Genomic DNA, 12,414 nt, shown 5'->3' on the forward strand with positions numbered 1-12,414 from the left:
CGCGCGCGCGGGAATCCATCCCCATCCGTCAGCTTCCGAATCGAGGGGGTCCCACCTGCGCCAGCGGACCACTGGTCACCATACCGCAGTGCAACATCAGAGTGACCCACTACCCAGGTCAGCCCCGTCCACAGGCGGATGGCAATTCTCAGAATGCTGGCCGCTCGCTGAGCTGCTGCGGTGGACAGCCTATCTTGTGCGGCGAACTTTAGCGGGATTGCGATGCGTGACGGGCTTGTCGCCACGAGGGTTGGACGAGTGCCTGACTGCAGGTCTAGGTCGATCCTCAGCGTGGAGGCTCTTTCGCCTGTTCAGGTTGGCGGGGCCGGATGGCCCGATCAGCGGCTGACCATCAGCCGCGCGCGCTCCGTCCCCGACTCGGCCGCCGTCAGCCGTCGGGAATGGCGCTGACGACCTTCCAGCAGCCCGGCGTGCGCCAGACCTGCCCGAGCGGTCCGTGCGTCGCCAGCGCCGGCGCGTGGGTGACCCACAGGGGGACGTTGACCCCGGACCGGTCGATCTCCGTCCGAGCCACGCGGAGGAAGTGGATGGCCGCCAGATCGTCATGGGCGACGATGAGTATGGCGGGCGGCGCCCCATGGTCGTCGGTGGGTCGGGAGGAGGCGTAGTAGCGCAGGTAGGGCGCCAGGCGCGCCGCCATCGTGGCTGGCCGTACCGCGCGGCGCTCCCATTCGAGGAAAAAGGCCCAGGTCGTCGTCCCGCGACGCAGGACGCCGAAGGCGTCGGGATGCACAGCGCGCCGCGTATGACCGTGCCAGAAATATCGTGACGCCCGGTGGGGTGGGTCGATCTGTGCGAGTTCCCAGCCCAGGGCGTGCGCCTGCCGGGCCAAGGCCGCGATGAAGGCGTGCACGGCGGCCGTGTGCGCGACGTTGCGGAGCAACTGGCGGCTGCGCGCGCCGGCGACGTTGCGCCAGGTCAGGGGGCGAGCCGCGTCCCGCGGCGCGGCGCTCCAGCGCGTCTTGGCGGCGCCCACGGCTGCGCGGTCCCGCCGGGCCAGCAGCGCCAGCCCCCGCTCGGTAAGGACGAGGCGGCGGCCGGCGGCGGAGACGTGGGTCGCCAAGCCGAACCCTTCAAGTCTGGTCAGCAGCTGCGACACGCGCGCCTGCGAGACCCCCAGCAGCCCGCGCAGGTCGTCCCGGCTGATCCAGGGCCAGTCGGCGAGCAGGTCGAGGGCGCGCGTCTCGGCGGGCCGCAGCCGGACGGGCAACAGCCAGTCGGGCGTGTCGTGTCGCGGCGCGTCGACGTTGATCGCCTCAGGCAGGGTCGCCCGCGCCGGCGTCGGCTCCGCGGGCAGCGTGCCGCCCGGATCCAGGGCAGCGAGCGCCGACGGCAGGTCAACGATCGCGTTGATCGTGCGCGGGCGCCACGCGCGATGGTCGGGACCGCCCCAGATCGCATCCCGCTCCAGGGCCAGAAAGGCCGCCAGCGGGGCGTCCGCCAGCCGACGGCGGGCGTGGCGCAGCCGCACCTCGTCGGGCATGAGCAGCAGGACGCCGCCGGGGCGCGGGTCCTCCCGGAGTCGCCAGAGGCGCTTGGCGAAGCCGGTGCGGTCGGCGGTGCGGCCCTGCCGGACCACGCCGACAGTGCACCCGCCGGGGAGGATGATGGCGGCATCGAGGGGCTGGGCCCGGTACCAGCGAACCTCCACGGGGCCCTTGAGCGCCGCGATGGACGCCGCGAGGCGGTAGACGACCGCCACGGCGTCGAGGCGTGCCAGCAGGATCCGCCGCCATTGGGCGGAGACGGGACGGCTCCGGAGCAAGTCGTCCAGGCTGAGGCCGTCCGCTCGGGCCGCCAGGCGCAGGCCGGCGACGGTGGGAACGCAGCGCCGCGTCGTCCGCAGCAGATCGGTGGCGTGGGCGACCGACGCGGCCAGGCCCCGTTGTTCCAGATCGGCGACGGCGTGATAGGCGGCGCGGTCGGCCATTCCCGAGACGGCGGCCAGTTCCAACCGGTCGAGAAACGGCATCGCGACAAGTCGCCGCAGCGTCTGGACCCGGCGGTCGCCTGGACTCACGGTTCGGTGCGGCCGGGCGCAGCGGCGCCGTCCGCCTTCGGCTGCCGCCGGGTGCGGACGCGTCGCGTGCGCCGCCGCGGGGCTTGGGGTGCAGCCGGCGCCTTTGCCGGAGCCTCGCCGGCCGTGATGGCCGTGAGTTCCTTGCGGAACATCTCCACCCGCTGCTGCGACGCCAGCTCCCCGGCGGCGATCTCCGTGGCGCTGGTGGTGTACCCCGCCGCGGCGGCCCGGATGCGGGCGGCGATCGCGGCGTCGCCGGGCTCGGGCTTGCGCACCAGCATGGAGAAGGCGGGCATGCGCTCCGTGCCCACGGTGGCCCGCACGTAGCAGTGGTGCACCGGCAGCGACGTGATGTCGTCTTCGGACACCCGGTCCTTGCCCAACTCCCAGACCAACTGGCGGGCGTCGGCGCCGGCCACCTGGAACACCGCCAGGCAGCCCACGTTGGCCAGCAGCGTGTCCCGCAGCGTGGGGGAGAGGTCGTCCAGCTTGGCCAGGCTCTGGGTGGCCAGCACGAAACTGGCCCCGAACTTGCCCAGCTCGCTGAGCATCGACTCATAGTCCACGCCGGGCATGGCCTGCAATTCGTCCACGACGACCAGCACACCGCGCCGCTGCTCGGGCGGCCGGCTGCCCTGCTCGCGGATCACGGCGTCCACCAGGTTGAGCAGGGACGCGCCCACCAGGGCGGCCACGTCGCGGCCCGCCTCGCCCTGCGCGGTCGAGACCAACAACACCCCGCCGTCCAGGATGACGCGGCGCAGGTTGATCGTGGAGCGGGACTGGCCCAGGATGGCGCGGGCGCGCTTCGAGGACGCGTAGTAGGAGAGGCGGGTCTGGACCGGCGCCAGCGCCTCGGCGCGATATTGGCGGTGCCAGGAGGCAAAGTCCCGCGCCCACCACTCCAGCAGGTAGGGGTCGCTGACCTTGCCCAGCACGCGGCCTCGAAACTTGCCGTCCGCGAGCAGCCGCAGGCCGTCGAGGATCGTGTACTGGTCGCCCGCGTCCGTGTCGGGGTGCGCGTTGGCCTCGTGCAGGCTCTTGACCATCTGCTCCAGGATGGACTGCATCCGGGGTCCCCACTGGTCCCAGAGGCCGCGGGCGATGCGCACCACCGAGTCCGCCGTGCGATCGCGGTCGGCAAAGATGCGGGTGTCGAGGAGGTTGATGCCAGGCGCGCCCGAAGCGTCGGCCAGATCAATGAGGCGCACCGTATCCACGAGCTCCGCGGGGACCTGCGCCGCCAGGGCGTCCACCAGGTCGGCGTGGGGATCGACCACGACGATGGCGTCGCCGTCGCGCCCGGCGGCCTTCTCGCCCAGCTTGTGGGCGACGAGGTGGTGCATGAGGGTGGACTTGCCCATGCGGGTGCGGGCCACGTAGAGGTGGTGCCGGCGCAGCAGGTCAGCGGGGAAGCGGATCGGACGGGGGCTGCCCGCGGTGGTGGCGCCCATGTGGGCGCCGCCCCTGACGCCGCGCGCCGTGGGGATGAGCGCCCGGGCGCCCGACCGCTCCACGAGGGGCGTCTCATCGCCGGCGCTCGGCGGGTGCCACAGACACGCCGCCTCCCGCACGCCCAAGACGCTGCGCCGGCCGAAGAGCCCCGGACCGGCGGGATGCAGCCGCGACGGGCCGGGCGCGACGGGCCGAACGTCGCTCGCCATGAAGCACGCGCCGGCCGGGTGGTCGTAGTGCCCATAGGCGGCGATCACCGGCGCCACCACCTCCTGCGCGCGCTGGCGGTGGTCGCCCTGCGGGAGGATGGCGACGATCTGGACCTCGGCCTCAAAGGCGACGCGCGAGACTTTTTCCTGGATCAGCCGCGGGTCGTCGGGACGGGTGCGCGCCCGCTGCCACCGCTGCCGGACCCAGCCCGCCAGGGCCACGCCACCCACGACGCCGAGCCCCAGCCCGATGGCCGTCCACGTGTCCCCGGCCTGCACCCAGAGGTAGCCCCGATAGGCCGCCAGCGCCACCACGCCGATCACGGCCATGGTCACACCGTCGGTGTGCAGGGGCTTGGTCTGGTAGGTATAGGTCGGGTCGTCGCGCGCGGCGCTCGGGCGCGCCTGGGCTTTGGCCAGGTGCGGCTCCGACCAGTCGGGACCCAGGGAGCGCAGCAGGAGTCGGGCCACGACGCGCTCGCCGGGGCGCAGGGCCGACAGCGCACCCAGCAGGGCGATGAGCGGATCCGAGCCGGGGTCCAGCAGGTCGTCGTCGCGGAAGACCCGCAGCGGCACGTACTCGGGGCCGCTGGACCGGAGGGTCGTGGACCACGCCTGCTCGCCGGCGTCGAGGCGCAGGGGATCCGCCGCCGGCGGCACCTCGTGGACGCGCGCCTGGGGATAGTGGGCCGCGATCTGGCCCCGCACCACCGCGTCGTCGCGGCAGCGGGCCATGAGCGTCACGCCGTCGGCATCCCCCGCCAGCTCCAGGGCAAAGGGTTCGGGCACCGCGATGGACTGGAGGAAGTTCTCCACGCCCAGCAGGGTGCGTTCCCCGGTACGCGGCGGCGTCACCGCCAGCAGGACGGGCGCCGGCTCGGTGTGCTGGCGACGGCACAGGGTGGCCAGGGGATTGGGTGGCATGTCGAGATGCCTGCCTTTCGTGGTCGGCGCTTCAGTGGGATGGCGGGCCGCGCCGCGCGGCTGGTGGCCGCCGCGGGTGGGCACGGCGCGCGTCGATCGCCACGGGCATTGGGATGCGCGATGGTCGGCCTAGCCGTGGCGGTCGGGCCGCCACTCGATCACCTCGCACTCCTCGGGCGTGGCCTCGACGCGGATGGGGAAGCGCCCCCCGCGGGCCAGGAGCAAGCCGTCGCCCCTGGGGCAGGACAACAGCCAGCGTTGCAGGTCCTCCGGCAGGTCGAAGGCGTCGCCGACCGTGGCGATGGCCGCCGCGTCCTGCTGGAGCAACAGCTTGAAGGCCGCGTTCTGCAGCAGGGCGCGGCCCGAATGCCCGGTGATGAGCTGGGACGGATCCTCGCTCAGGAGGTCCTGGACGTCCTGGGTGATGAACTGCAAGCCCAGGCGGTGCTTCCGGGCCCGCTTGGCCATCGAGACCATGAAGGCGGCCCCCTCGGGGTGCTGCATGATCGACCACACCTCGTCCACGACCAGCAGGCGAGGTTTGGGGTTCTGGGCGGCCGCGGCCCAGACCGTCTCGGTGCAGACCATGGCGGCGGCGGGCCGCAACTCCGGCTCCAAGAGGCGCAGGTCGAAGACGGTGACCAGCGCCTCGGTGGCGAGCAGGTCCTCGCCCTCGTCGGCGAGCAGATGCCGCAGGCTGCCGGTGGCGAAGGGCCGCAGGAGCTTGGTGAGGCCATCCTCCCCGCTGCGTTCCAAATGGGCGTAGAAGTCCTTGAAGCCTGTGCGGGTGCGGAACTCGGCGTAGTAGGCGGCCAGGGCGTGGTCCAGGGCGGCCCGCCGCTCGGCGCCCAGCCGTTCGCCGATCATCACCTCGATGAGGCGGCGCAGGCTGCCGACGCGCTGGAGCAGTTCCTCGCTGTCGCCCCGCTCGATGACGAAGGGGTTCATGCCCTGGCCGGGGACGCCGGGCGACAGCACCCGCCCGCCCGCGGCGCGGGCCAGATCGGCGTACTCGCCCTCGGGGTCGATCACGTAGGCGACGACGCCGCGGGCGAGGCCCCGCAGCACGCCCAGCTTGGTGGCGAACGACTTGCCGCTGCCGGAGCGGGCCAGCACGGCGGTGTTGGCGTTGAGATGCGTGCCGTCGAAGGGGTCGTAGACCACCGGCGCGCCGGCCCGCAGGTCGATGCCGACCAGCGTCCCCCGCCGGGTGTCCAGATCGGGCGGCGCGAAGGGATAGCAGCGGGCCAGGGACGAGGTGTCCAGGGTGCGCCACGCGCCGATGGCGTTGAGGCCCAGGGGCAGCGTGGACAGGCGACCCTCGCGCTGGCGGAAGCTCAGCCCGTCCAGCATGCCCAGCGTGGCGGCGACGTGGGCCCGGGCCCGCTGGGTCGCCTCCTCGAGGGACGTCGCGTCCGGCGCGTGCAGGGTGATGGCCAGCGACGCATGAAAGAGTCGCTCCCGGCCGCGCTGCACCGCGTCGCGCAGCCGGGTGACGTCCTCCAGGGCAATCGCCGCCTCGGGGGCCATGGTGCGGCCCCGGCGCAGCGACCATGACTGCGCCGACTCGAAGCGCACCTTCTGCCACTCCAGGGTCCGGGCCGCCTGCGCGGCGGGGATCGGCCCCAGGTGGAGGGCCAGGTCCATGGGCGTCCCGGTCGCCATGAGGCCTCGGAGGAACCCTGGCGAGAGCGACCGGGGCCAGTGGCCCAGATGCAGCGAGCGGGTCAGGTGGTCCCCGACGCGGATGTCGCGCCGGTTGATCGTGACCGCCGCGGGCGCGTCCGCGTCCGGCTGGGTGGGGGACCCGCCCAGCGCCGAGGCGACGAGCACCATCCGCAAGGGACGGCCCGTCAGGGGATGGACCGTCAGGCCGGCGCGCGCCAGCAGCCCCCGCAGGTCGTCCGCCCGCTCGACCTGGCAGATGGCGTAAAAGCGCCGGTCCAGGACGCCGTCCCGCGTCTCCAGGTCCTCAAGGAGCCGGTGCAGCGAGTCGGCGGCGGCCCTGGCCTGGTCGGACAGGTTCGCCGGTTGGGCGTCCCGCAACGCCGTCCGCAACCCGCCCAGCAGCGGCGGATGCTGGCGCACGAGCAGCTGCGTGGAGAAGTCCAGGGCGTTGAGGGTCCCGGCGAAGGCGCCCAGCTTGGGCTCATCCGGCTCCAGCCCCAGCACCTCCAGCACGCCGACCTTCACCCCGTCGGCCCGCACCAGGCCGTCCTCCTCCACGTGGGAGAGCAGGAAGCCCTCGGGCAGGGGAAGCGGCGGCGTGGGTGGGGCCGCCGCGGGGTTCCGGCGGTGGACGCGGGCGGTCAGCCGGTGCAGGTTCGTACGCAGGGGGTTCACAGTCGTCGCCTCCTCGGCGTCATGGAATGGGGACCATGCCGCGCAGCAGGGCCAGCGCCACGCCTTTGGCCGAGAGCACGAGCACCAACCCCATGACGGCCCCCAGGACGGCGCTCCGGGCCTTGCCGGCGCCGCGCCCCTCCCCGCCCTCGACCATCAGGACGACGCCCGCCCAGACGATGGCGAACAGGCAGCAGCCGCTGGCGGCGTAGGCCATCGCGGTCAGCACCTGGTCGAAGGCATGCAGCATCGACTGCTCCTCGGCTTGCGCCGCATTCAGCACGGCGAGGGCACGGCTGGGGTTGAGCTGAACGCGTATGAGACGACTCACCACGGCCACCGCCAGCCGAGGAGGGTGAAGAGATCGTGCACCTGCTCATCACTGAGACGCGTCTGCGCCGCGGGCTCGGGGCCCGGCGGGAGTGGCGGCAGGTTGAGGACTCGATAGGGGGCGTCGGACCCGACGCGCAGCGTCAGGGCCAGCGCCTCGCGTTGGTCGCGCGTGATGGGCTCGCGCTCCACCACCTCCGCCCGCACGTGCTCGGGGTGGACGATGGTCAGGATGACGTCGCGGTCGACGACCGTGCTGGGGATTTCGAGGTTCGCCGCGACCGTGTGCTGCGTCGTGGTTCCGCCGGCATGGGTCACCGTCACAATCTCGCTGACGGTCTTGCTGGTGCCCGGCCGCTCAAGGCGCACCGTTGCGGTCCGGGCTTCGATGCGTTCGGGGTGGTGGGTGAGGTGGATCAGCGGCGGCAGGGCCATCTCCAGCGTCGCCCGCACGTCGGCCGCCAGCGTCACGCGGTGCACGGTTCGGCCCGCCGCCACCGGCAGCTGGACTCTTGTCTCGCCGTTGGGGACGAACGACGCGCTGGCGCGCGCCCCGCCGCTCACGAGGGCGACCGTCCCCGTGATGGCGGTGACCTCGGCCTCTCGCACCGCCGTCACGCGCTGGGCATGGTGACCGTCGGTCGTGGGGAGGTCCACCACCGCTGCAATGTCGGACACGCAGTCGGCGGCCAGCACGCCCTCGATGCGGTCCGGTTTCCAGCTGAGGGCGACGACGCGGGCGTCGCAGATCTCGCCCTCGACCACAGGGAGGGGATAGGGCAGCTGCGGCCCTTGCAGGGTCACGGCCCCCGCCTGTCCCCGCGCGTCTTTCCAGGCGAAGGCGAGGGACGGCGCGACGCCGACGAGGGGCAGGCGGTAGACGACGCGCTGGCCCTGGGCGAGGGATGCCGTGCCGGTGAACGACGGCTGCCGGCGGTCACCGTAGACTCGCACCTGCAGGTCCAGGTCGGTGGCCGCGCGCAGGGTGACCGTGGCGCGATCACCCGCCACCGCCAGCTCCTCAACGAAGAGCCGCCGGCCGGGGACCGGCGCGGGCATCTCGAACTCGATCTCGTCCTGCCAGGGCTCGTCGGCCAGGGCCGCGGGCGGGACGGCGATCGGAACCGTCGCCAGGGCGGCGATGGCCAGGGCGATGCCCCAGCCCGTGCCACGCTTCGGTTTCCGGGTCGCCGGTGGCCGGCCGTTCCCGGGCTTCCGCCGCCGCGTGCGCCAGCGCTTGCCGAACCATCCGAGGGGCCGCACGCGCCGCCGTTCGCGGCGGCGTCCCTTGCGCGGGCGCCGACGGCGGAGGCGCCGCCGGACGCGCCGCGGCAGCAGCCGGAGCCGCTCCGCCGCGGTCGGCGTCGGCGGGGGCGCCTGGTGCCGCAGCAGCTCGGCCTGGGTCCCGGCGTAGCGTCGCGGTCCCAGCCGGAACCGCAGCAGGTCGGCGACGACCAGCGGCAGCCGCCGGCCCCCGATCCGGCCCACGACGGCCGCCAGGCCGAGCAGGCCCAGGCCGACGGCGATGGCGAGCCGCAGCTCGGATGAGCCGATGGGCAGGACGCGGAAGGCGCCGTAGGCGAGGGCGCCCACCGCCGTCAGCGCCACGATCTGCGGGAACGTGAACCACAACAGGACGCGGTCTTCGGCCTGCACGTGGGTCGGCACTTCGTGCTCGTGCATGAGTGTGTCCTCCTGGTTGCCTTTCCTCCGTCCCGGTGGCCGCCTAGCCGCCGGTGCTGGGGGGCGCGGGCGTGATGGGGGTGGGGAGGCTGGGCGTCACCGCCGGGCTCACCACGGCGTTCATCACCAATCCGACGATGCCGTAGGCCACCATCGCGAGCACGATGCCGGCGACGGCGGTCAACATGGCGCTCTTGCCGCGTTCCATCTGGTGGGGCGCGCCCGAGGCCGTCAGGTACAGGTAGGCCCCGTAGATGAAGAAGCCGACGCCCACCGCGCCGACCAATCCCAGCAGGATGCCGACCAAGTTCGAGATGGTCTGGGTCAGTTGTGCCATTCGTGTGTCTCCTTGTCATGGTTGAGTGATTCCCTCACTCGCTGTTTCGTTGTTCGCGTGTTCGCGTTGCGTGCGGGCGCCGCCGCGTTACTGGCCCATCGCGCCTCCTCGCGTCCTCGGGTGATCGGCACGAGCCCGCGCCTGCCGGTGGATGTCGTGGGTGATCACTCGCTGGCGCTCCGGGGCGCTCCGCCGCCACCCGCGCCACGGCCCGATGGCGTGGCGGTGTCCGCCGCCGACCGGGCGCCGCCGGTCGCGCCTGACGCCAGCCCCGATCCGGCAGCCGCGGCGCCCGCCGCCATCCCGGCGGGGCCGCCGGCGGCGCCACCCGCCAGCATCCCGACGGCCCGGGCGGAGCGGGCCAGGGACCCGGGCAGGGCCATGCCGTAGTGGAGCGTGCGCAGCCAGGCGTCGAAGGTTCCCGCTTGACCCAGCAACGACGGCACGCGCGTCGCCAGGTACACGAAGGCCAGCGACAGCAGCAGCTTCCAGATGAGGTCCTGGACCGGCTCGAAGGTGGCGATGCCCGCAAACTCCTGCAGGAATCCGAAGGCCAACGCCAGGGCGATCAGCTGCACCGCCTGCTGGAATACCGTCGTCATGAAGGTGCGCACCCAGTGCCGCGCCCAGCCCGCGGTGTGCGGCAGGATCCACAACCCCCACGTGATGGGCGCCAGCGCCAGCAGGAGGTCGATGAGGGCCAGCCGCAGGAGCATCTGCACCACGACGTAGAGGACGAACAGGCCGTAGATCAAGTAGAGCAGCGCCAGGAGGACGGCCAGGCCCACGCTTCCGGCCGCAACCGCGGTGAGCAACGTCTCGGCCGAGGCTCGGAGCAGGTCGCCGGGGGTGATGTCGAGCGACGTGGCGACGAAGCCGGCGATGGCGTCGGCCATGTCAATGATCAGGGCGCACCACCACAGCGACGTGGCGGCGGCCACCAGTCCGAGGACCAGGCGGGGCACCGCGTCACGCCAGCCCGCCTGGGCCTGGCCCAGATGCTCGCTCATGATGAGGCTCAGCCCCAGCCAGCCCAGGATGACGACCAACGCGCCGGAGGCCACGGCCCAGACGACCGTCCAGGCCTGGATCACCAGGGGGTGCCCGTAGGTCAGCCCCGGCGGCGTGCCGGTGAAGATGTCGCTCATCCCGGCGTCATCCGCCCCCGCAGACGGCGGCGTCCGCGTCGCTGGCGCGCTCCACCACGCCGCAGAGGGTCCCGTGGACCCCCTCGATGACCCAGTGCGCGAAGGCCCGGGCCCAGCGCTCCGGGTCCAGGGCGCCGAGCACCTGGTCCCACAGCCCGGTGGGCTGATAGACCGGAATCACGGCGTGGAAGGCGTGGGGCGTCCCGCTACCGCCGGCCACCAGCAGGACCAGGAGGTAGGTCTGCTCCGGGTCGAGCTCGGGCTGCTCGTCCAGCCCGGGGTACTCGAAGCTGACCTCCCAGCCGTCGGCGCGCCGCGTGGCTCCGCCATGCACCTGATACACGCTCGTGATCCAGGCGCCGGTGTCGGGGTGGCGCACGCCGTAGTGGAGACCGTCGACCGCCTGATTGAAGAGGGGCCGCGCGATGAAGCGCCCGTCGTCCTTGCGCTCGATCGGGTCCTGGTCGGCGTTGACGAGGGTCAGGCCAGGGCCGGCCGGGTCCTGCGCCAGGGCGGGGGTGCTTGACGGGATCGTCAGCAGCGCCGCCAGCAGCAGCGCACGGGCCAGGGCGCGCCACCGGCTCGCCCTACCGGACGGCGTGGGCGCGGATCGTTCCACTGCGGGGCCTTTGCGGTGATGGGGTCGTCGGTCGTGCCCAGCGAGTGTGAACAGCCGCGCGTCGCGCCGTAATGGCTTATTGGGAGGGCCTGTCCACAGGCCTCCCTCCAGGGTCTGCACGGTGGCGGACCGAATGTGATGTCCTGGGGGTGTACAGAGAACGGCCGTGGCGTGCACACATGCACGGGCGTTGTGGAACTGGTGCGATAGGAAGGAGTGCGAGCGGCGGGCTGCATCGCCGCGAGCACTCCGACATAAGGCTCGGTTGCACGGCGGAGCGCATGCGCCTCCTATCGGACACGCACGTTTGCCAACGGCGCACGGACGGGAGACGAGCCATGGCCTCGGTGAAAACGACAGGTTTGTCCGGGGAGGCGAGATCGATGCAACGCGGGACAACGGTCGGGGGCAAGCGCCCGAGCGTGGAGGACGTGCACGAGTTGCGGCTGATGGCGCTGCTCCACGACCTGGTGCGGGAGCGGAAACTGAAGGGCGCGGCGGCGGATCTGGGGGTGGACCCCCGGACGCTGGCGGCGAGCCTGCGGCGGGGCGCGTTGTCCCCGTTGATGCGGGTGACGGTGGAGCGGCGGCTGCTGGCCGAGGGCGAGGCGGCGGCAACCCGGCAGCGGGACGAGATGCAGGCCCTGGCTCAGCGGGTCGAGCGACTGGAGACCCAGCAGACCGCGATGGCGCAGGCGCGGCGCGGTGACGACGCGGCTGCGGACGAGCTGCGGGCGGCGGTCCGCCAGGCGGACGCCGCCGCGCAGGCGCTGCAGGGGCTGCAGGCGCTGACCCGCCGGGTGGCGCGGCTGGAGCGGGGCCACGGCACGGCGACGGCCGCCGGTGCCGAGGCCACGGCGCCCGAGCCGCCATGGGCGGTCGACGATCCGAGCCGGCTCGGCGTGGTGACCGCCGACCCGCGCCCGGGCGAGGAAGCCTCCTACGGTCGGGGATTGCCGGCGGTCGTGGAGTGGCGGCGGCTGAACCAGCGGCGCGAGGAGGGCACGACGCTCGACCAGGTGAAGACCCGCGAGCGGATCATGGCGTTGGAGATCGCCCTGATCGGGGAGTACGCGTTGACCCTGCCGCCGGATACGTATCCGATACATCCGTCCGAGCGCGAGGGCTACCTGCGCTGGCGGCGGCGGGCGCTGGCGGACCTCCAGACGGAGCGGGCCCGGCGCGAACTGCGGCGCTGGGTCCGCCGGGTCCTCACCCTGGGCCTGTGGTGGCGGTAGCTCAACGAGGCGTGCGCCGGCGGGCGTCCATGGGGGTTGCGCCAGTGCCGCGGCACTGGCGCAAGTACCTGGGGCTGGAGGGCGCCG

General features: G+C 73.1%; 9 protein-coding genes. 1 reads left to right on the forward strand and 8 read right to left on the reverse strand.

Features of this window, described 5'->3' with window-relative positions; all coding sequences use genetic code 11:
• Nucleotides 1-388: 388 nt before the first annotated feature.
• From OXG33_11915 to OXG33_11950, 8 genes are all read right to left on the reverse strand, one after another.
• Nucleotides 389-2,041 (reverse strand): MarR family winged helix-turn-helix transcriptional regulator, encoded by a 1,653-nt coding sequence (locus OXG33_11915; GenBank protein MCY4114620.1) that lies wholly within the window; start codon nt 2,039-2,041, stop codon nt 389-391.
• Entirely contained in the window at nt 2,038-4,629 is a 2,592-nt protein-coding gene (locus OXG33_11920) for a type IV secretion system DNA-binding domain-containing protein (protein ID MCY4114621.1), read from the reverse strand. The genes OXG33_11915 and OXG33_11920 overlap by 4 nt, the downstream gene beginning before the upstream one ends.
• Before the next feature lie 129 nt (nt 4,630-4,758).
• Nucleotides 4,759-6,972 carry a hypothetical protein gene (locus OXG33_11925; protein MCY4114622.1) on the reverse strand — a complete coding sequence of 738 codons (2,214 nt, stop codon included), beginning with the start codon at nt 6,970-6,972 and terminating at the stop codon, nt 4,759-4,761.
• Nucleotides 6,973-6,991: 19 nt separating this feature from the next.
• Nucleotides 6,992-7,303: a hypothetical protein gene (locus tag OXG33_11930; GenBank protein ID MCY4114623.1), complete on the reverse strand. Its 312-nt coding sequence runs from the start codon at nt 7,301-7,303 to the stop codon at nt 6,992-6,994.
• Nucleotides 7,300-8,985, reverse strand: coding sequence for a hypothetical protein (locus OXG33_11935; protein MCY4114624.1), 1,686 nt, complete (start codon nt 8,983-8,985; stop codon nt 7,300-7,302). The genes OXG33_11930 and OXG33_11935 overlap by 4 nt, the downstream gene beginning before the upstream one ends.
• Before the next feature lie 43 nt (nt 8,986-9,028).
• Nucleotides 9,029-9,322 carry a pilin gene (locus tag OXG33_11940; protein ID MCY4114625.1) on the reverse strand — a complete coding sequence of 98 codons (294 nt, stop codon included), beginning with the start codon at nt 9,320-9,322 and terminating at the stop codon, nt 9,029-9,031.
• A 164-nt stretch (nt 9,323-9,486) separates the two neighbouring features.
• A complete protein-coding gene (locus tag OXG33_11945) occupies nt 9,487-10,470 on the reverse strand; it encodes a hypothetical protein (protein ID MCY4114626.1) in 984 nt (327 codons plus the stop codon).
• A 7-nt stretch (nt 10,471-10,477) separates the two neighbouring features.
• Nucleotides 10,478-11,089, reverse strand: coding sequence for a hypothetical protein (locus OXG33_11950; GenBank protein MCY4114627.1), 612 nt, complete (start codon nt 11,087-11,089; stop codon nt 10,478-10,480).
• A 383-nt stretch (nt 11,090-11,472) separates the two neighbouring features.
• On the opposite strand from OXG33_11950, the gene OXG33_11955 reads away from it, so the two are divergent.
• Nucleotides 11,473-12,327, forward strand: coding sequence for a hypothetical protein (locus OXG33_11955; protein MCY4114628.1), 855 nt, complete (start codon nt 11,473-11,475; stop codon nt 12,325-12,327).
• Nucleotides 12,328-12,414 lie beyond the last annotated feature (87 nt).

The organism is Chloroflexota bacterium, assembly GCA_026708035.1.
In the GTDB taxonomy this organism is placed as follows: Bacteria; Chloroflexota; UBA11872; order UBA11872; family UBA11872; genus JAJECS01.